The organism is Pseudomonas sp. LBUM1663 (assembly GCF_059695905.1).
This window is the reverse complement of the sequence record NZ_CP166792.1, coordinates 3,312,197-3,332,233: the sequence shown is the minus strand read 5'-3', so window position 1 is coordinate 3,332,233 and position 20,037 is coordinate 3,312,197. Positions and strand designations below refer to the sequence as shown.

15 protein-coding genes are annotated in these 20,037 nt (G+C 57.3%); 5 read left to right on the top strand and 10 right to left on the bottom strand.

Annotated elements, in window-relative coordinates:
* Positions 1-52: 52 nt before the first annotated feature.
* The 5 genes from ACA075_RS15205 to ACA075_RS15185 form a co-directional block, all read right to left on the bottom strand.
* Entirely contained in the window at positions 53-1,030 is a 978-nt protein-coding gene (locus ACA075_RS15205; protein ID WP_497293547.1) for an NAD(P)-dependent oxidoreductase, read from the bottom strand.
* Positions 1,031-1,052: 22 nt separating this feature from the next.
* A complete protein-coding gene (locus ACA075_RS15200) occupies positions 1,053-2,351 on the bottom strand; it encodes an MFS transporter (protein WP_497293546.1) in 1,299 nt (432 codons plus the stop codon).
* A 101-nt stretch (positions 2,352-2,452) separates the two neighbouring features.
* The gene (locus tag ACA075_RS15195; RefSeq protein WP_497293545.1) at positions 2,453-3,439 is read right to left on the bottom strand and encodes a sugar kinase; all 987 of its coding nucleotides are present in this window, start codon (positions 3,437-3,439) and stop codon (positions 2,453-2,455) included.
* Positions 3,432-4,214, bottom strand: a complete 783-nt coding sequence (locus ACA075_RS15190) for a sugar phosphate isomerase/epimerase family protein (RefSeq protein WP_497293543.1) — start codon at positions 4,212-4,214, stop codon at positions 3,432-3,434. Before ACA075_RS15190 ends, ACA075_RS15195 begins: the two co-directional genes overlap by 8 nt.
* 142 nt (positions 4,215-4,356) lie before the next feature.
* On the bottom strand, positions 4,357-5,382 hold the full coding sequence (locus ACA075_RS15185; protein ID WP_497293542.1) for a LacI family DNA-binding transcriptional regulator: 1,026 nt from the start codon (positions 5,380-5,382) through the stop codon (positions 4,357-4,359).
* 227 nt (positions 5,383-5,609) lie between these two features.
* Between ACA075_RS15185 and ACA075_RS15180 the strand changes: the two genes are divergently transcribed.
* The 3 genes from ACA075_RS15180 (at position 5,610) to ACA075_RS15170 (ending at position 11,132) form a co-directional block, all read left to right on the top strand.
* The gene (locus tag ACA075_RS15180; protein ID WP_497293540.1) at positions 5,610-6,416 is read left to right on the top strand and encodes a hypothetical protein; all 807 of its coding nucleotides are present in this window, start codon (positions 5,610-5,612) and stop codon (positions 6,414-6,416) included.
* A 165-nt stretch (positions 6,417-6,581) separates the two neighbouring features.
* Positions 6,582-8,597 (top strand): hypothetical protein, encoded by a 2,016-nt coding sequence (locus ACA075_RS15175; RefSeq protein ID WP_497299181.1) that lies wholly within the window; start codon positions 6,582-6,584, stop codon positions 8,595-8,597.
* Between the two features lie 198 nt (positions 8,598-8,795).
* The gene (locus ACA075_RS15170; protein WP_497299180.1) at positions 8,796-11,132 is read left to right on the top strand and encodes an autotransporter outer membrane beta-barrel domain-containing protein; all 2,337 of its coding nucleotides are present in this window, start codon (positions 8,796-8,798) and stop codon (positions 11,130-11,132) included.
* A gap of 76 nt (positions 11,133-11,208) precedes the next feature.
* Here ACA075_RS15170 and ACA075_RS15165 read toward each other — a convergent pair whose 3' ends face one another.
* From ACA075_RS15165 to ACA075_RS15150, 4 genes are all read right to left on the bottom strand, one after another.
* Positions 11,209-11,676 carry a hypothetical protein gene (locus tag ACA075_RS15165; RefSeq protein WP_497299179.1) on the bottom strand — a complete coding sequence of 156 codons (468 nt, stop codon included), beginning with the start codon at positions 11,674-11,676 and terminating at the stop codon, positions 11,209-11,211.
* A 315-nt stretch (positions 11,677-11,991) separates the two neighbouring features.
* Positions 11,992-12,633: a DUF1345 domain-containing protein gene (locus tag ACA075_RS15160; protein ID WP_497299178.1), complete on the bottom strand. Its 642-nt coding sequence runs from the start codon at positions 12,631-12,633 to the stop codon at positions 11,992-11,994.
* Positions 12,634-12,722: 89 nt separating this feature from the next.
* Positions 12,723-15,821, bottom strand: coding sequence for a multidrug efflux RND transporter permease subunit (locus ACA075_RS15155; protein ID WP_497299177.1), 3,099 nt, complete (start codon positions 15,819-15,821; stop codon positions 12,723-12,725).
* A 14-nt stretch (positions 15,822-15,835) separates the two neighbouring features.
* A complete protein-coding gene (locus ACA075_RS15150; RefSeq protein ID WP_497299176.1) occupies positions 15,836-16,993 on the bottom strand; it encodes an efflux RND transporter periplasmic adaptor subunit in 1,158 nt (385 codons plus the stop codon).
* Positions 16,994-17,215: 222 nt separating this feature from the next.
* On the opposite strand from ACA075_RS15150, the gene ACA075_RS15145 reads away from it, so the two are divergent.
* Both ACA075_RS15145 and ACA075_RS15140 read left to right on the top strand, forming a co-directional pair.
* Positions 17,216-17,917: a response regulator gene (locus ACA075_RS15145; protein ID WP_497299175.1), complete on the top strand. Its 702-nt coding sequence runs from the start codon at positions 17,216-17,218 to the stop codon at positions 17,915-17,917.
* A gap of 4 nt (positions 17,918-17,921) precedes the next feature.
* Positions 17,922-19,223, top strand: a complete 1,302-nt coding sequence (locus ACA075_RS15140) for an ATP-binding protein (RefSeq protein WP_497299174.1) — start codon at positions 17,922-17,924, stop codon at positions 19,221-19,223.
* 165 nt (positions 19,224-19,388) lie between these two features.
* Here ACA075_RS15140 and pncA read toward each other — a convergent pair whose 3' ends face one another.
* The gene (gene pncA, locus ACA075_RS15135; RefSeq protein WP_497299173.1) at positions 19,389-20,018 is read right to left on the bottom strand and encodes a bifunctional nicotinamidase/pyrazinamidase; all 630 of its coding nucleotides are present in this window, start codon (positions 20,016-20,018) and stop codon (positions 19,389-19,391) included.
* Positions 20,019-20,037 lie beyond the last annotated feature (19 nt).

Here is a 20,037-nt window from a genome sequence, read left to right as displayed (position 1 = left end):
CCCTGTGGGGGCGAGCCTGCTCGCGATGGCTGCCTGACAGGCGTCAAATGTCCTAAGCCAGCCACGCCCCGACATTCACCAGGTTCTTCGGCCGCTCCCCAGCCAACGCCACCAGCAGATTCTCCACTGCACATTCGGCCATCGCCTCGCGCGTCTCATGCGTCGCCGACCCCATGTGCGGCGTCGCCACCACGTTGTTCAACGTCAACAATGGCGAATCAACATTCAGCGGTTCACGCTCAAACACATCCAGCCCCGCCGCGCGAATCTGCCCGGTGCGCAACGCCTCGATCAGCGCCGTTTCATCCACCACTTTGCCCCGGGAAATATTGATGAAGATGCTCTCGGGGCGCATCAAGGCAAATTCCTCAGCGCCGATCAGCCCTTCGGTTTCAGCCGTGAGCGGCAAGGTCAGGCAAATGAAATCGGCCTGTTGCAACAGTTCAGTCAGGCTGCGGTACTGAGCATCAAAGCGTTGTTCAACCGCCGGTTTCGGCGAGTGGCTGTGATAGATCACCGGCATGCCAAAGCCGAAATGCCCGCGCTGGGCCAACGCCTCGCCGATGCGCCCCATGCCGATGATGCCCAGCGTTTTGCCGTGGACGTCGGTGCCGAAATGCACCGGGCCGATATTGCGGTTCCACTGACCGGCACGGACCATGTTCGCCAGTTCCACCACCCGCCGGGCCGTCGCCAGAATCAGTGCAAACCCCGTGTCCGCCGTGGTTTCCGTCAGCACGTCCGGCGTGTTGCTGAGCAGGATGCGCCGCTCGGTCAGGTAGTCGATGTCGTAGTTGTCGACGCCCACCGAGACACTGGCGATGGCTTCAAGATCGGGCGCCAGGTCCAGTAATTGTGCATCCAGTTTCAGACTGGCGCCGAGTAGACCATGGGCACGGGGCAGGGCGGCGCGCAGTTGTTCGATGCCCTCCGGGTTGAGGTTGTCGATCAGTGTCACGTCGGTGTGCTCATGCAGGCGAGCCATCAACAGCGGCGAGAGTTTCTTGTACAGCACGACCTGCTTTTTCATCGTCATCATCTCAACTTCAAATTCAAGGGTGAGCCGTAACTGGCCGTGGTGCAGCGGCCTTGGCCACAACCCGGTCACTGGCGCCGGGCTTGAGGAAAATGGTCAGCACCACCGAGAGCATCAACGCGCCGCTCATCAGCAAGTAAGAAGCGCCGGGCGAGCCGGTGGAGCTGTTCAGATAACCGACCAGATAGGAACCGCCAAACGATCCCAGCGCGCCCATGCTGTTGATCAGCGCCATGGCCCCGCCCGCAACGTTGGCCGGGAGGATTTCCGGAACGATGGCGAAAAACGGTCCATACGGCGCATACATGCAGGCGCCGGCGATCACCAGCAGGGTGTAGGACCACCAGAAATGTTCGGCGCCCAAGGCGTAGGAACCGTAGAACGCCATCGAGGCAATCAACAGCGGCGGCCAGACGAAGCGTTTGCGCTTCTGCAATTTGTCCGAGCCCCAGGACACCAGCAGCATGCCGATCACCGCCGCCAGGTATGGCAGCGCCGAGAGCCAGCCGGCTTCGATCATGTCCATCTGCGCACCGGCCTTGAGGATCGACGGCAACCACAATACGAAACCGTAGACACCAATGCTCCAGCAGAAAAACTGCAGCGCGAGGATGATCACTTTCGGCGAGCGGAAGGCTTCGGCGTAGTTCTTAACTGCTTTGATACCGACCTGTTCGGCGGCGAGGGCGCTTTCCAGGTCCTGCTTCTCCTGGTCGGTCAGCCACTTGGCCTGGGCCGGACGGTCATCGGCCAGGCGCCACCAGATAAACGCCCAGAGCACCGCCGGCAACCCTTCGATGATGAACATCCAGCGCCAACTGTAATGCTGCACCAGATAACCTGACACCACTGACATCCACAGCATGGTCACCGGGTTGCCAAGAATCAGGAAGGTATTGGCCCGGGAGCGTTCGGCACGGGTGAACCAGTGGCACAGGTACACCAGCATCGCCGGCATCACGGCGGCCTCGACCACCCCGAGCATGAAACGGATCACGATCAGCCAATAGGCGTTGGAGACGATCCCGGTCAACGTGGCGAGCCCGCCCCAAAGGATTAGACTGACGAAAATCAGTTTCTTGACGCTGTGCTTCTGCGCATAGATCGCGCCCGGCACCTGGAAGAAAAAGTAACCGAGGAAAAACAGCGCGCCGAGCATTGAAGACAGGCCGGGTGTGATCATCAGGTCGGCGGCCATCCCGGAGGCGGCAGCGAATCCATAATTGGCGCGGTCCAGATACGCCAGGCTGTAGGTGATGAAAACGATGGGCATGATGTACCACCAACGGCGGGTGGCGAGTGAGGCGGTTTTCATGGTGGTGCTCCTGAGCTTGTTGTTTTTGTCGCAGCAGGTAACGGGTCAAAAATCTTCAGTGACTGTGCGGGCCTCTTCGCGAGCTCGCTCCCACATTGGATCTAGGTCAAACACAAATCTCCTGTGGGCGTGAGCCTGCTCGCGATGGAGGTCTCAAACTCGACGGACATTTCAAGTCGGGTCGGCAACCCCTCCATATCCCCCCGACTTTGCACCGCACGGCTGCCAATCCAGTTGGCCCGCTGCACGGCATCGGCGAAGCTGAGGTTTTCGAGCAAGGCGCTGATCATCCCGACGGCAAAGCCATCGCCAGCCCCAACTGTGTCGACCACCGTTGCCACCGGCACGCCCGCAACAAACCCTTGGTCCAGATGCGTGCGGTAATACGCGCCATGCGGCCCAAGCTTGATTGCCACCGCTTCTGCACCTTGATCGAGATAAAACGCCGCGATGTCCGCCGGGTCGTCAAACCCGGTCAGCAAACGGCCTTCACTCAACCCCGGCAGCACCCAATGGGCGAGGGCGGCGAGGCGGTTGATCTCGCTGATCATCAGTTGCTCGCTGGCCCACAGGCTCGGGCGCAGGTTGGGGTCGAAAGACACGCTGCGCCCGGTAGTGCGCATGCGGGTCATCAACTCGAAGGACATTTCCCGGGCCGACGCCGACAGCGCCGGAGGAATGCCGGTAGCGTGCAAATGTCGCGCGTTGAGCAACGACGGGGAGATCGACTGCACCGACAAATGACTGGCCGCCGAGCCGCGACGGTAATACTCGACCGCCGGATCGCTGCCATCTTCGGTACGAGACTTGAGCTGAAACCCGGTCGGATGCGCCGGGTCGATGGCGACATGGCTGCAATCCAGGCCTTCATTTTTCAACGTATCGACGACAAACCGCCCCAGCGAATCGGCACCGACCCGGCTCAGCCACGCCACGTTGAACCCCAGCCGCGACAGACCGATCGCGACGTTACTGTCCGCTCCAGCAATGCGCTTGTGGAATTGGCTGACGGCCGCCAGATCACCGTTCTGCTCGGCGATAAACATGGCCATGGTTTCGCCGAACGAGAGGATATCGAACTCAGACATGGGCACTCTCCAGGCGGGATTGGCCGAGGCGGGCGAGGGTGGCGACATGGTCGGTGGTCAGTTGCACCAGATCATCGCCTTGCAACGGATATTCCACCGCGCGCATAACGCCTTGGGCCATGTGCCGCAACAGTTGTTCCCACAGGTGCACATCGCTGGCAGCCGGCGGGATGGCGACCAGTTTGCCGTCGGCCCGGCGCGCAACGGCTTTGCAATGCACGTAGCCGACATGCCGACCGAGCAACCGTGCGGCATGGATGGCCGACTGGTCCTGCCATTGCCAGTTGCCGATGTCGAAGGTCATCTTGATCGGCAGCCGGTGTTGCTCGACCTCGCCGAAGAAGCGTTGGAACGGCTCGATACGACCGCCGTGCAGGGTCTGGTCGTTTTCCACCAACAGCTGCACCGGGCTTTGCGCGAGGATCCGGCTCAAGGTTTGTAGATCGTTGTTGTCAGTGAAGTAGCCCAAAGAAACTTTCAGCCATTTAGCGCCGAACGTTTCGGCGCGCTGGAGGGTGGTGAGCAGTTCAGGGTTGGGTTTCGACTGACCGGCCTGCCACAGTTCCATCGGTGAGGAATAGATGCTTTCCAGGCCTTGTGCCTGGGTGGCATTAGCCAGTTGCAGCGGATTTTCATCGGTCAGCAACTCTTCGCGCCATTCAATGCGCGTGGCACCGGCAGCCGCCAATACCTCGATAAAACTGCCTTGACCGCGTTGGCGGACCAGATCGGCGCCGTAGCTCGACAGGCTGATGGAAACGGGTGGTTTATTCATTGTTTTGCTCCTCTGAAACCGGTTTCATTTTTGTTCAAAAAAAAGGATTGCTTGAGTGATGTGGTGTTTCAAGGCCTCTTCGCGAGCAGGGTCACCGCTGGCCAATGTGGGAGCGAGCCTGCTCGCGATGAGGCCAGAACATTCACCGCACATTTCCACGGGTCGACCCCCGCACCATCAACCGCGCCGAAAAATCCATCGTCCGCACCGGCCCTTCATCCCCGCGCAACCGCTTGAGCAAACACTCAAACGCGCTCGCGCCCATCTCCGCCGTCGGCTGGGCCAGCGCCGTTATCCCGCTGCCCACCAGCGGATACCAATCCAGATCATCCAAAGCGATCAGCCCGACATCCTCGAACAGATTGCACTGCAACTCACGCAAGGCATGGGTTGCGGCTAACGCCGCAATGCCATTGGCACAGAACAACGCTTTGGGATCAGGGCCGGGGGTGTCCAGGAAGGTTTTCAACTGCGCAGTCAGCTGGCTACCGGTTTCCACCACCGCGCCGGCCAGCGTCGGACGCTGCCCGATCTGTGCCTTGAAACTGCTGACCCGCTCAATCCGCGAACTTGTGCCGTCAAAGGGTTCAGTCACCATCAACACGTCGCGATAGCCGCGTTCCTGCAAGTGGGCGATGGCCACTTCAACGGCGGCCGGGTTGTCCAGACCGACCAGATCACTTTCAAGCTGCTCGACTTTGCGATCCACCAGCACCATCGGCATCTCCCGATGCAGCTCGCGCAACTCATCGCGGTGGTGGCCAAGGGTGTTCACGATCAAGCCTTCGATGTTGTACGAGCGAAGCAACGCCAGGTGCTGGCGTTCCTGCTCGTCGTCGCGATCGGTATTACACACCACCAGGCTGTAGCCGTGCTGACGGCAGGCGGTTTCCACCCCGTGCATCACGGCAATCGAATAAGGGTTACGGATATCGGCCACCAGCATGCCGATCAGGCGAGTGCGGCCACGTTTAAGGCCGCGGGCCATCTGGTTGGGGCGATAGCCGAGTTGGGCAATCGCCTGCTCGATGCGCAAGGCAATGGCATCGGAGAGCAGGGCGCGGTCATCGCCGATGAAGCGCGAGACGCTGGCCTTGGAGACGCCGGCGTGTTCGGCGACGTCGAGCATGGTGACGCGGCTGCGCTGTGCGGCGGAGAAGTCGTTCAAAGGACTGACCTTATTTTTGTAGGAGCATCTGAAACCGGTTTCAGGAGACACGATAAACCTGACTCCCGTCAAGTAAGTCTCCTCTAGATCTTCACGCTAATCCCGACAGGCGGTCGTAATACCTGTCAGATCTGACAGTAGGCAGTTTAAGAAAATCGGTGCTCAATATCTGAGAGCGCTTTCAACAATAAGTATGCACTGAACATTTCAATAAGCGAGAACCTGCGATGCCACGATCCAATGAACAAGTTACCGCCGCGGGTTTGCGCATAGACGGTGTCAGCGAGTCCGACCCAACAGGCCGAATTCCATTAGAGCAACTGATCAATGGGACGACTATCAGGATTCCTCGGTGGGATCGTTTTCCGGATCAGCCGGGGCGTTTTACGATTCTTCACATCTATTGGACACAAAACACAGTCAAAGTCGAAATATATAAGGAGACCTACACACAGGTTGACGACAAACCGGAGTTTACCTTTCCACTGACTCCGCAAAGAATGAGCGTGGATGGGGTCGCTTTTATTGAGTATGTACTTGAAGGGTTTGATGGGAATTTTGATCCCTCTCCTGTAAAGACACTGACGATTGATCGTGTTTTGGTACCGACTCTTAAAAGCCCCCGCTTTCCTGATGCCAATCCTTGGGGGTATGTAGGTTGCACTCCTCTTTACCCGGAAAGTCCGCCTATTTGGGAGAAAATTAGACTGCAAATATCGGCTGAACTCATTTTCAGAGAATTTGACGAGTTTGTCCTTGAATGGCAAGGCTTTGACTCACTTAATGGCGCGCCACCGGCGTTGACCCCATTACACCTGCTGCGCAAAACATTAAGTAATAACGATGCGGTTAATGGTTTTATTTTTGACATACCTTTCGATCCTTACGTAAAGCCAATGTTTAATGACGATTCAGGCGTTGCGCGATATACGCTTGTTAGAAGTGGTGTGCCGGTCGCGAAGTCTCACGCTGGCTTTGTGAAGATAGATCGAACTTCAAACGGTGAGGATATTCCGTGTGGTGGTGCACCATGAGATATAAATCGATCGTCCTTTCATTGGTTTTTGTTGTGCCGTTGTGATTGCTAAACAGGTGGTCTGTCTCCTGGTGAAAGTTATTGATGAGCGTTCGTGCTGTTCTCGTCGAGCCGTTAGCGTGCCGGGATTGATTTGGCTTGGACATTTTGTTCGGAGAAAAAAATGACTATTCAAGAGAAAATCGGTAAAGGAAAAAAGTTAACAGCCCAGGAAATAGCCAAGCATGCTCGTTTGGCGTTGCGCACGTCTACGGTTAACGTGGGCGTTACGGCCACTGCTCCGATAATTGTGGGAAAGATTGTCAACGATCTGATTCCAAAAGCGATTCTGGATCCGGGGCCGATGACTGTAAGATTCGACACTAAAACAATCGATGCGCCTCACGATAATGATGAATGGGAGCTTTACGAGCGCAAAGGACTGTCAGGAACTCCCTCATTAGTCGACAGCGATGCATTTGGGCCAATAGCAGGTCGGCCGGAGTTTGTTGATATTTCGGTGGCTACAACTGCGCTTGTCGATGATGACCAGACAAAGATCTCAACGACTTACCAATACCAATTTATCTTTTATAAAGGCAGTGATGGTAATCCGGATGAGTTGCCGTGGGTGACGGCGGAAATTGATCGTACTGCTCCAGAGCAGGATAAACTCTCCGGCATCAAGTTTAAGCCGGAGGCAGTTGTTTACCAGAACTTGCCGCCGCGTGGAACGATTGACGATGTTTGGTTAAGAGATAACGAGCATCTCACTCTAACCGTCAATACTGGCTATGAGTTCTATCGTTCGGATGATGAAGTTGATGTCTATATCGACACTAACTATGGGGCTGGTACACCTGTCCATAGTCAAACGTTGACCTCATCCACTGTGAATATTCCACGGGATAAGCTTCCAGAACTCGATTCGCTTTATTTTATCTGGTGCGTATTACGTGATGTGGTGGGCAATGAAAGCGACCCCGCTCTTTCTAACTCATTTAATGTTTCGCGTCTTCCGCCACCTTCGTTGATCCCTTGTGAAATTCCCAAGGGTATTTCACCGGATGTCATTGATCTTGAGGATCTTGAGGACCCCGTTTATGTGAATGTGCCATATACCACTAACGGCCAGCCGAACGATCGGATTACCCCGAGAGTCACCAGCGGAACATTGGCGATTTCTCTGGGCACTCAGCCCTTGGGTCAGGCGCCAAGAACCCTGCAGTTCCAGATCTCTACCAGTAGATTGTTGGCACTTTGGAATAATGCTACAGCGGCAGTCCCCATTACCGCCAATTATCAGTTTGCTCGTGGCCTGGAACCGTTACGTCCTTCCGTCGATACTGGTTCCGCTCTCGATTTTACAACGCGAGGCCCGATAAATCCGATTTTCCCTGGGCGGGAAAATCCCAATATGACTAGGGTGACTGTTGTAGGTCCCAGTAATACGCCAAACCACATTACTGCTGATGACCGCGGTGAAGACGCGGACATTAGTACACCAATGATTACTGCCCCCATAACTTGGGTGCCAATAGGCGACGAAACTGCAAGGCTTTGGTTCAACGGAAAAGAGGTACATAGCGAACTCCTGGCGGCCGGTTCGGTAACAGCATTGACTTTTACGATGGATGCTTCTGACATTGACGACGCAGGTCCAGGTAAAGCAATTGCATATTGGACGATCGAAGAGACGGGTGGTCGTAATGTGATCAAATCGCCTGATACTGAAGTAACCATCGATAACGTTCGGGTTTCTCTGCCCGCGCCAACAGTTCGGTTGTTCAATGGATTCGTATCATGCCGGTACCTAACTCGGCCCAATTGGGAGTTGCCAGTGACGGTTACGATTGATCCGACGTACATGCCGACTAACACAGTCGTAACAATAAAGTCGGTTGGTACTGAAGATGCACAAGGCCTGAGGGAAATTAGCGGCACTGAATTCAGTGACGATTACACAATTACCGGTGGCGAAACGGGTGGTGTTTTTGTAAAAAATATCCAGCCATACTTGACGAAGATAAAACCCATTCAGCCGCCGCGCAGTTCTGGCCTGCCTAATGGATATATAAAAATCTGGTATGAAGTCACCATTTTTGGTGTGCCGACTCCATCCTTGAATTTCCTCAATGAAGTTTCGTTACTGAATGACAGCGGGAATTACTGTGAGGGTACGCCAACCAATGAAGTCTGACTGAGTGTTTGCCGGGGGAGTACGCTCTCCCGGTATCTCTCCTATTGCAGCAGGTACATATTCCTCTTGTTTTTGCAGATTATTCCTACATACCAGGGTTGCGCATAGCGGTAGTGTGCCGGCATTTACGGAAGGCATCCGGTCGTTCGTAACTTTCACTTCTCGTTCTTCAGGGAACAAAAATCGGAAAACTCTCGTATGTGGTCAAACAAAAATGCCCCCAAAATAACGATGGCGAAAATGTGGTTGGGTGGTTCCTCGCTGTGTTTTTTTCCATTGTTGATGTGTCAGACAGTAAACGCCGGAACAATGGTGGGCGGCACTCAAACGATTACAAATGGCTCCAGTGTGGAGCAATGGATTCTTTCTCAAAATGCTACTTTGAACGTCGACGGGGCTCAGACACTCAATGTCACCGCGTTTGAATCGACGTTGAACGCGAGTGGTGCGGTGACTCAACAGATCACCGCCAGTCGCGGGTCTACGGTCAGCCTGATCAACACGACGGTAGTTGGAGGTAATGCACGAGCGGGACTGGAACTTGCCAACAGCACTGCCACGATCAGCGGCAGTGCAATCAGCGGCAATCGGCTGGGCTTGCAGGTGGGGCATGCTGTCGGCACGAACACTGGCTCCAGTGCCACGCTGACAGAAAGCAGCGTCATCGGTGTAACGGGAGGCGCTCGCGTAACGGCTTTCAGCACACTTGCGCTGGAGAAGTCGACGCTTGAGGGTACGGGCACAGGCAGTACCGGCCTCACTTTGCTCAGTGGTGCAGCGTCTGCAGAAAATGGCTCACACATTGTTGGCGCACAAAACGGCGTGACATTGGGATTGGAAGGTGCGGGTTTACCGGCCAGTCAATTGCGGCTGGATCAATCGAGTGTCCAAGGCAATAGCGGCGCAGCCATCGTAGTCGACAACGCCGGCATATCGGCGCCCGTATCTCGAATTGATGTTCTCAATGGGTCAACACTGGTCGGTAGTAACGGAACGATTCTGGACGTCAGGGGCTCGAGCGATGCTGCACTTAACGTGGAGCACAGTGACCTGACAGGCAGTGTCCTGGTGTCTGATAACAGCAATACTGCATTGAATTTTACCCGCGCTTCGCTGATAGGAGATGTGAGCGCTGATGCGGGTAGCACTGCCACTGTCGCGCTACAGCAGGCTTCGCAGTTGAGCGGTGTCATGAATAATGTTGGCACGGTTGGCATTGATGCCACGTCCAGGTGGAATCTGACGGGCAACAGCCAGGTTGGTGACCTTGTGCTGAACGGTGGCACGGTGAAGCTGGGTGCTGATAACGATTTTTTCCAATTGAGTGTCCATAACCTGTCCGGAAACGGTTTGTTTGAGATGAGGGCCAACTTCACGACAAATCAAAGTGATTTTCTAACTGTTACCGGTACCGCCACCGGTGATCATCAATTGCTGATTGCCAGTACCGGCAGCGAACCAGCCAGCGGCCAGCCCATCCAGGTTGTTCACACCGCAGGTGGGGATGCCCGATTCTCGTTGGCCAATGCTGAGGGTCAAGTTGATCTGGGGACGTTTTTGTATGGGTTGAAACAGGGCGGAACCGGCAATGACTGGTTCCTGGATCCTGAGAGTCGCACGATAAGCCCCTCCACTCGTGCAGTAAGGGCTTTGTTTAATATCGCTCCAACCGTTTGGTACGGTGAATTGACCTCATTGCGCAGTCGTATGGGAGAACTGCGTTTCAACCCGGACAAATCAGGCGCGTGGCTCAGGGCCTATGGCAACAAGTACAACGTCAGTGACGCTTTTGGTGGTGGCTACCGACAATCCCAGCAAGGTTTTACATTGGGTGCCGATGCGCCACTGCGTTTGGGTGACGGGCAGTGGTTATTGGGGGGAATGCTCGGTCATAGTTCCGCTGATCTGGATTTGCACCAAGGCACATCCGGTACGATTAAAAGCTACTACGTGGGTACTTACCTGACCTGGATGGATGACATCAGTGGCTACTATGTCGACAGCGTGCTCAAACTCAATCGGTTCCAGAACAATGCCAAGGTCGGGATGACTGACGGCAAACGTTCCAAAGGCGACTATGACAACAGCGCGATCGGTGGCTCTGTGGAAGTGGGGCGCCATATCAAGTTGGAGAAAGGCTACTTCATCGAACCTTTCACTCAGTGGTCCGCGGTGGTCATTCAGGGCAAGGATTACAAACTGGATAATGGCTTGCAGGCCGAAGGCGATCGTACACGTTCCTTGCTCGGCAAGGCCGGGGTCACAGTCGGGCGTGATTTGCAGCTGAATGGCGGTACTCATTTACAGCCTTATGTTCGCGGGGCATTCGCCCATGAGTTTTCGACGAACAACGAAGTCAAGGTCAACAATAACGTGTTCAACAATGATCTTTCAGGGTCGAGGGCTGAGGTCGGGGCGGGCATTGCACTCAATCTGTCGGAACGTTGGCAAGCGCATGCAGAAATTGAATACATGAATGGTAAAAATATTGAAATGCCAATGGGAGGCACTGTGGGCGTGCAATTCAAATGGTAGAGGGCTGTTTCGCATATCCAGGCTTGTAAATAGGTATAAAAGGGCCTGGGTTGAATACCGAGGCCCTTATTTCGGTCTAGCGAATGAGCGTCGGGCCGGAACGACTAAGAATTGTATTGAAGCGCCCGCTGCACAAATAATGTCCGGTCCCATCGGATTTATCTATGTCAGCATTGAATGTACCGATGAAGGTCAAGTTTTCGAGATCCAATTCGTATTGGATCGTCCCTGCCCGGGCTTTTTGAAGGGTCGGGTTGGCCAAGTCCTCATAGTTGTTATAGAAAAGCGAGACCTCATCATCGCCGTCAGTGATTTTTCCGATGTTACTTTGAATGTCTTTTGGAAATGTAATGGTGAACGTTTTTGCTTTGTTGTCGCTCCTGTCAGTCGCAATCACAACCCAAATTTCACCTCGACCTGGGGTTGACGAACTTCTTAGTTCGGTGAGTGCGGCGACAAAGTCAGAGCCATCTTCCAGATTTGCAGTAAATACCTCATCCAGAGCAAAAGGGGCACAACGAGCTTTCAAGGCGGTGTTGCTCATGATTACACTCTCCATATTTTTAGCTGGGAAATCCAGGCCGCATCTTTCGATGTAAAATGCTTGGATGTTTCATATAAGACCAGAATCAATATTTTGTACACTGTCAGATATAGCAGCTATACAAAGTGCAAATGTTGTGTTTGGTATTTGGTGGGATTCAGATTGCAACTGGGAAACATTAAATCTACTTTTTTAGCTAGATTGCTGACATTGCAGCAGCCACCAATATAGCTGCTGGTGTTTTAGAAGCATTTCAAGGTTTGCCTGAGGTCGAGGTTGGTATCGGCATATGGGGCGTGTCGATGGGTGTAGCCGTCAGCCAAACAATCCCGCCGCAATATTGATCGAAAACCCCAGAATCGCCGTGTTAAACACAAACCCGATCAACGATTGCGCCAGCACGATCTTGCGCATGTCCCGGGTCGCGACGCCGACATCTGCTGTCTGCACGGCCACGCCGATGGTGAACGAAAAGTACAGGAAGTCCCAATAGTTGGGCGTGGTCAGACCTTCGGCGAATCGTAGCGCCGGTTCCTTGCCGTTCCAGGTGTAATACAACCTTGCGTAATGCACGCAGAAGATTACCCCGATCAGCAGCCATGAACCGATGACCGTCAGTGCGGTGAAGCCGTAATGCAGGAGCTTGCGGGTGGTTTCCAGGTCCTTGCTGCCGGCCAGTTCGAAGGTGATGGTCGCGAGGCTGGCAATGGCGGCGATGCACACCACGAACAACACCAGCCCGGCGTTTTCGTCTTCGATCTCGGCAATGCGTTTCACGTCCGGCGCCTTGGCGCGGGCGGCGAGCCAAAACATCAGGATCAGGTAAGTCCAGACCCCGACATTCCAGCCAATGAGGATTTTGCTGATGATCGAATCGGCCGGAGCCAAAATGCCTGCCGCGACGCCAAGGGTGGCGGCAGCGGACAGACGAGGGTGGGTGCGGGCGAGAAAGGGCATGGGTGCTCGATGGGCCAGGGTATGCAAACACCTTAGTCCAGTGTGGTCTGTTCTGACCACACTGGAGAAAACAACACGCCCCCTGTGGGTCAGATGTCTTTATGGCGCTTGCGGACCAGCTTCATCACTACCACAAAAAACACCGGCACAAACACCACCGCCAGCGTCGCCGTGATCATCCCGCCAATCACCCCGGTGCCGATCGCTTGCTGACTCGCCGAACTGGCCCCGGTCGCAATCGCCAACGGCACCACACCCAGAATGAATGCCAGCGACGTCATCACAATCGGCCGCAGTCGCAGGCGCGCAGCTTGCAGCGTGGCGTCGATCAAGTCATGCCCCTCGTCGTACAGGCTCTTGGCGAATTCGATGATCAGGATCGCGTTCTTCGCCGACAGGCCAATGATGGTGATCAGCCCGACCTTGAAGAACACGTCGTTGGGCATCCCGCGAAACGTCACCGCGAGCACGGCGCCGAGCACACCCAGCGGCACCACCAGCAGCACCGACGTCGGAATCGACCAACTTTCATAAAGCGCCGCCAGACACAGGAACACGATCAACAGCGACAGCCCGAGCAAAATCGGTGCCTGACTGCCGGACAAACGTTCCTGCAACGACAACCCGGTCCACTCCTGACCCAACCCTGCCGGGCCGAGTGCAACCAGGCGCTCAATTTCCGCCATGGCTTCGCCCGTGCTGTGGCCAGGCGACGGCTCGCCGGAAATGCTGATCGCCGGGTAGCCGTTGTAACGGGTCAATTGAGCCGGCCCCTGGGTCCATTTCGCCTGAACGAAGGCCGACAACGGCACCATTTTTCCGGCATCGTTACGCACGTGGATCTTCAGCAGATCGGCCACCTGACCGCGCTGATCGCCTTCAGCCTGAACCACCACCCGTTGCATCCGCCCCTGATTGGGGAAGTCGTTGATGTAAGCCGAGCCGACCGCCGTGGACAGCACGTTGCCAATGTCGGCAAAGGACACACCCAGCGCGTTGGCCTGTTTGCGGTCGACTTCCAGCTGCACTTGCGGTGCTTCGGCCAGCGCGCTTTCGCGCACGTTCATCAGGATCGGGCTTTCCTCGGCGGCGGCGAGCAATTCGCTGCGCGCTTTCATCAGCGTGGCATGACCGAGGCCGCCACGGTCCTGCAAGCGGAACTCGAAGCCGCTGGAGGTGCCCAGACCGTCAACCGGCGGCGGCAGCACCGAGAAGGCCACCGCTTCTTTTATTTGGCTCAGCGCAATGTTGGCGCGGTCGGCTATCGAACTCGCCGAGTCGTCGCTGCCCCGATCCGACCAATCCTTCAGCGTGGTAAATGCCAGTGCGGCGTTCTGTCCGCTGCCGGAAAAACTGAAACCGAGAATGACCGTGCTGTCGCCGACACCCGGTTCCGTGGCGTTGTGCGCTTCAATTTGCTCCACGACCTGCACCGTGCGGTTTTTGCTGGCCCCCGGTGGTAGCTGAATGTCGGTGATGGTGTAGCCCTGATCCTCAACCGGCAGGAACGAGGAGGGCAGGCGACTGAAGCACAGGCACAGACCGATCAGCAGCACGCCGTAGATCAGCAGATAACGGCCCGTGCGTTTCAGTGCATAAGCCACCCAACCTTGATAACGCTCGGTCAAACGATCGAAACCACGGTTGAACCAGCCGAAGAAACCGCTCTTTTCGTGATGCTCGCCCTTGGCAATCGGCTTGAGCAGCGTCGCGCACAGCGCTGGGGTCAAGGTCAGCGCAAGGAAGGCCGAGAACAGGATCGAGGTGGCCATCGACAGCGAGAACTGTCGGTAAATCACCCCGACCGAGCCCTGCATGAACGCCATCGGAATAAACACCGCCACCAGCACCAAGGTGATGCCGATGATTGCCCCGGTAATCTGCTTCATCGCCTTGCGCGTCGCCTCTTTGGGCGACAGGCCCTCGGTGGCCATGATCCGCTCGACGTTTTCCACCACCACGATGGCGTCGTCCACCAGAATGCCGATGGCCAGGACCATGCCGAACATGGTCAGCACGTTGATCGAGAACCCCAGCGCCAACATGGTCGCAAACGTGCCCATCAGCGCCACCGGCACCACCAGCGTCGGGATCAGCGTGTAGCGGATGTTCTGCAGAAACAGGAACATCACCGCGAACACCAGCAGCATTGCCTCGCCGAGGGTGTAGACGACTTTGGTGATCGATACCTTGACGAACGGCGAGGTGTCGTAAGGAATCTTGTATTCCACGTTCGCCGGGAAGTAGCGCGCCAGTTCATCCATCTTGGCTCGCACCAGGGTCGCGGTGCTCAGCGCATTGGCGCCCGGCGCCAACTGCACGCTGACTGCGGTGGAAGGCTTGCCGTTCAGGCGCGTGCCGAACTGATATTCCTGACTGCCGATCTCGACCCGCGCCACGTCCTTGATGCGCACGGTGGAACCGTCGGGATTGGCTTTGAGGACGATGTCGGCGAATTCTTCCGGTGTCGACAATTGGCCTTTCACCAGAATGGTCGCGGTAATTTCCTGGGTAGTGCGTGTCGGCAAATCGCCGATGCTGCCGGCGGAGACCTGGGCATTTTGCGCGACGATGGCGGCGTTGACGTCGGCCGGAGTAAGGTTGAAACCGATCAGCTTCTGCGGATCGATCCAGATGCGCATCGCCCGTTCGGCGCCATACAACTGAGCCTTGCCGACGCCGTCCAGACGCTTGATCTCGTTCATCACGTTGCGCGCCAGGTAATCACTGAGCGCCACATCGTCGAGCTTGCCGTCACTGGAGGTCAGGGTGATCAGCAACAGGAAACCGGCGGAGACTTTCTCCACCTGTAAGCCTTGCTGATTGACCGCTTGCGGTAGCCGCGACTCCACGACTTTCAGGCGGTTTTGCACGTCGACCTGAGCCATCTCCGGGTTGGTGCCCGGCTGGAAAGTGGCTTTGATGGTGGCGCTGCCGAGGCTGCTCTGGGATTCGAAATACAGCAGATGATCGGCGCCGTTGAGCTCTTCCTCGATCAGGCTGACCACGCTCTCGTCGATGGTCTGCGCCGAGGCGCCGGGGTACACGGCGTAGATTTCGATCTGCGGCGGCGCGACGTCAGGGTATTGCGCCACCGGCAACTGAGGAATGGCCAATGCGCCGGCCAGCAGGATGAACAGGGCAACCACCCAGGCGAACACCGGGCGATCGATAAAGAACTGCGGCATAAAAAACGTCCTGCTTACTGACCAGAAACCTGGGCAAGTGGAAGAGGGGTGTTGTCGATCTGGACTTTCTCACCGGGCTTGGCGTGTTGCAGTCCTTCGGTGACGATGCGGTCGCCGGGTTTGAGGCCGCCGGTGACGATCCAGCGATCGTTCTGTACCGCGCCCAGTTCTACCGTTTGCTGGCCGATGCGCTGTTCGGCGTCAATCACCAACACCTGGGCAATACCGGCGCTGTCACGCTGAATGGACCGCTGCGGTACGCTGATGCCTTGCTGATTGACGGCTTGTTCGAGGCGTACCCGCACGAAGCTGCCCGGCAGCAAATCGAGGTCTGGGTTGGGGAATTCGCTGCGCACGATGATCTGGCCCGTGCCCGGGTCGACGGTGATGTCGGTGAACAGCAGCTTGCCCGGCAGCGGGTAAAGGCTGCCATCATCCTGAATCAGCGTGGCTTTGGCCTGGCCCTGACCTACTTCCTTTAACTGGCCGGAACGGAAGGCGCGGCGCAGGTCGTTGAGTTCGCGGGTTGATTGGGTCAGGTCGGCGTGAATCGGGTTCAACTGCTGGATCAGTGCCAGCGGTGTGGTTTCGTTCTGCCCGACCAGTGCGCCTTCGGTCACCAGCGCGCGGCCGATGCGCCCGGAGATTGGCGCAGTGACGGTGGCATAACCCAAGTTGAGTTTCGCCCGGTCCACGGCGGCCTTGCTGGCGGCGACATCAGCGGCGGTTTGCCGGGCACTGGCCCGGGCGTTGTCGTAATCCTGGCCGCTGATGGCGTTGCCTTCGATCAACTGGGCATAACGCTGTTCTTGCAGTTTGGCCTGGAACGCGTTGGCTTCAGCCTTGCGCAGCGCGGCTTCGGCGCTGTCGAGGTCAGCCTTGAAGGGCGCCGGGTCGATACGGAACAGCACATCGCCTTTTTTTACGTCGCTGCCTTCGCGAAAGGTGCGTTGCAACACGACGCCGGCGACGCGGGCGCGGACTTCGGCAATACGTGGCGCGGCAATCCGCCCGCTCAGTTCACTGGTGATCGACAGGGGCCGGGCTTCGACGGTTTCGACCCGCACCGTGGCCAGAGGCGCCTGTTCTTCTGCGTTCGAGGACTTGTCACAAGCGCTCAGCGTCAACGCCAGCGCCATCAGGCTGAGCTTGGCAAGCAGGTTCTTTGACATGTAATTACCCCAATAATGACTGCCCGCATCCTACGGGGAGGCGAGGAGAGTAGCGGTGAAGCTTTGTTGGTGCTGTGTGAAATTGTGTAAGGGTTTTGCTCGCGGGCGTGCGGGGGCGTATATCCTTGGCCGCTTGAAACTTTTTGCGACGGTCAGGCCGCCATCGCTAGCCTGCTAGCGATGGCGGCATGACAGTCGCCACTGCACTTTCTGGAAACACCCATGCCCAACATCCTCCTGGTCGAAGACGACACCGCGCTCTCCGAACTGATTGCCAGCTATCTGGAACGCAATGGCTATTCAGTCAGTGTCATCAGCCGTGGCGACCACGTGCGCGATCGGGCGCGGGTCAATCCGCCGGACCTGGTGATCCTCGACCTGATGCTGCCGGGGCTTGATGGCCTGCAAGTCTGCCGCTTGCTGCGGGCGGATTCGGCCACGCTGCCGATCCTGATGCTCACCGCCCGCGACGACAGCCACGATCAGGTGCTGGGCCTGGAAATGGGCGCCGACGATTACGTCACCAAACCCTGCGAGCCCCGCGTCCTGCTGGCCCGCGTGCGCACGCTGTTGCGCCGCAGCAGCCTCAGCGAACCGCAGACCGCCAACGACCGCATCCTTATGGGCAACCTGTGTATCGACCTGTCCGAGCGCACCGTGACCTGGCGCGATCAGCTGGTGGAACTGTCCAGCGGTGAATACAACCTGCTGGTGGTGCTGGCCCGACATGCCGGCGAAGTGCTGAGCCGCGACCAGATCCTGCAACGCCTGCGCGGCATCGAATTCAACGGCACCGACCGCTCGGTGGACGTGGCGATTTCCAAGCTGCGGCGCAAGTTCGACGACCACGCGGGCGAGGCGCGCAAAATCAAGACCGTGTGGGGCAAGGGCTACCTGTTCAGCCGCTCCGAGTGGGAATGCTGAGACGATGTTCAGGATCCTGTTTCGCCTGTACCTGGTGACCATCGTCTCTTATAGCGCGGCGATCTACCTGGTGCCTGACGTGGTGATCAAGGTGTTCCATGAGCGGTTCGTCACCTACAACCTGGATTATTCGCGCGGGCTGCAAACCCTCATCGTCAAACAGTTCCACGCTGTGCCCGAAGCGCAGTGGCCGGCGCTGGCGAGTGAGATGGACAAGGAATTCGCCCCGCTGCGTATCGTCCTCACCCGCTATGACGACCCCGATTTCACACTCGACGAACGCCAGCGTTTGCAGCGAGGCGAGAACGTCGTACGCATCGGCGACTGGGGCTGGCGCACACTCGCCGTGGCGCCGCTGAACCCGCAGAGCGTTGTCGAAATGGTCGTGCCGCCGGACCCAATGGACGTCAGCCTGTTGTACTGGAGCATCAACGTCCTGATCGGCGCGACCATGCTCGCCTGCCTGTTGCTGTGGCTGCGTCCGCACTGGCGGGACCTGGAGCGCCTCAAAGGCACCGCCGAACGTTTCGGTAAAGGCCATCTCGGCGAGCGCACGCAGATTTCCCCACACTCCAACATCGGCAGCCTGGCTAACGTCTTCGACACCATGGCCGGCGATATCGAAAACCTGCTCAACCAGCAGCGCGACCTGCTCAACGCCGTGTCCCACGAACTTCGCACACCGCTGACGCGCCTGGACTTCGGCCTGGCCCTGGCGCTGTCCGACGACTTGCCGGCCGCCAGTCGCGAGCGGCTGCTGGGGCTGGTCGCGCACATTCGTGAACTGGATGAATTGGTCCTGGAGTTGCTGTCCTACAGCCGACTGCAAAACCCGGCGCGGCTGCCGGAACAGGTTGAAGTGTCACTGGACGAGTTTATCGACAGCATTCTGGGCAGCGTCGATGAAGAGCTGGAGTCGCCGGACATCGTGATCGACGTGCTGCTGCATGGGCAACTTGAGCGCTTCGTGCTGGACCCACGACTGACGGCTCGCGCCATTCAAAACCTGCTGCGCAATGCCATGCGCTATTGCGAAAAGCGCATTCAGATTGGCGTCAAGGTCTGTCCGAAAGGCTGCGAAATCTGGGTCGATGACGACGGCATCGGCATTCCCGATGATGAGCGCGAACGGATCTTTGAACCGTTCTATCGGTTGGACCGCAGCCGCGACCGCGCAACGGGTGGGTTTGGTCTGGGGCTGGCGATCAGTCGCCGGGCGCTGGAAGCGCAGGGCGGCACGCTGACCGTGGAACCGTCCCCGCTGGGTGGCGCACGGTTCCGTTTGTGGTTGCCCACCTCCGCCTGATCCAACACAAAACTTGTGGCGAGGGAGCTTGCTCCCGTTCGGCTGCGTAGCAGGCGTAAACCAGCCAATGCGGTGTGACTGAAAGAATGCAGGGGGCCGCTTCGCGACCCAGCGGGAGCAAGCTCCCTCGCCACAGGGCATCAATGGCCGCAGGTTTTTGATCGCTCAGCCGAGTAATGCTTTTGATGGAATCAACCCGACCCCGGCCACTTGCATTCGCTCGACCGCCGCCGCCAACGAGCCGTCCAGATCAATCGCGCGGCACGCATCCATCACCACAAAGGCATTGAACCCTGCCGCCCGTGCGTCCAGCGCCGAGAACATCACGCAGAAATCCAGCGCCAGCCCGACCAGGTAAACGGTGTCGATGCCACGTTCTTTTAAATAGCCGGCCAGCCCGGTGGTGGTCGTGCGATCTGCTTCCAGAAACGCGGAATAACTGTCGATGTCCGGGTTGCAGCCTTTGCGGATGATCAGTTGTGCGTGGGGCAGGTCCAGACCCTTGTGCAACTCGGCCCCGGCCGTTGCCCGAACACAATGATCCGGCCACAGTGTTTGCGGGCCGTAAGGCAGCTCGATGACCTCGTAAGGCTTGCGGCCGGGATGGCTTGAAGCGAACGAGGCGTGGCCGGGCGGGTGCCAGTCCTGGGCGATGATGACCTGTTTGAACTGGCTGCCGAGGCGGTTGATCAAGGGCACGATCAGGTCGCCCTCGGGCACCGGCAGCTGGCCACCGGGAATGAAGTCGTTCTGTACGTCGATGACCAGCAAGGCTGTGCGAGAAGCGATTGGCATGGGTAGGTTCCTCCTTGGA

Coding starts and splice junctions, on each gene's coding strand:
- ACA075_RS15205 (WP_497293547.1), bottom strand. CDS start 1,030: ATGAAAAAGCAGGTCGTGCTGTACAAGAAACTCTCGCCGCTGTTGATG.
- ACA075_RS15200 (WP_497293546.1), bottom strand. CDS start 2,351: ATGAAAACCGCCTCACTCGCCACCCGCCGTTGGTGGTACATCATGCCC.
- ACA075_RS15195 (WP_497293545.1), bottom strand. CDS start 3,439: ATGTCTGAGTTCGATATCCTCTCGTTCGGCGAAACCATGGCCATGTTT.
- ACA075_RS15190 (WP_497293543.1), bottom strand. CDS start 4,214: ATGAATAAACCACCCGTTTCCATCAGCCTGTCGAGCTACGGCGCCGAT.
- ACA075_RS15180 (WP_497293540.1), top strand. CDS start 5,610: ATGCCACGATCCAATGAACAAGTTACCGCCGCGGGTTTGCGCATAGAC.
- ACA075_RS15175 (WP_497299181.1), top strand. CDS start 6,582: ATGACTATTCAAGAGAAAATCGGTAAAGGAAAAAAGTTAACAGCCCAG.
- ACA075_RS15170 (WP_497299180.1), top strand. CDS start 8,796: ATGTGGTCAAACAAAAATGCCCCCAAAATAACGATGGCGAAAATGTGG.
- ACA075_RS15165 (WP_497299179.1), bottom strand. CDS start 11,676: ATGAGCAACACCGCCTTGAAAGCTCGTTGTGCCCCTTTTGCTCTGGAT.
- ACA075_RS15160 (WP_497299178.1), bottom strand. CDS start 12,633: ATGCCCTTTCTCGCCCGCACCCACCCTCGTCTGTCCGCTGCCGCCACC.
- ACA075_RS15155 (WP_497299177.1), bottom strand. CDS start 15,821: ATGCCGCAGTTCTTTATCGATCGCCCGGTGTTCGCCTGGGTGGTTGCC.
- ACA075_RS15150 (WP_497299176.1), bottom strand. CDS start 16,993: ATGTCAAAGAACCTGCTTGCCAAGCTCAGCCTGATGGCGCTGGCGTTG.
- ACA075_RS15145 (WP_497299175.1), top strand. CDS start 17,216: ATGCCCAACATCCTCCTGGTCGAAGACGACACCGCGCTCTCCGAACTG.
- ACA075_RS15140 (WP_497299174.1), top strand. CDS start 17,922: ATGTTCAGGATCCTGTTTCGCCTGTACCTGGTGACCATCGTCTCTTAT.
- pncA (WP_497299173.1), bottom strand. CDS start 20,018: ATGCCAATCGCTTCTCGCACAGCCTTGCTGGTCATCGACGTACAGAAC.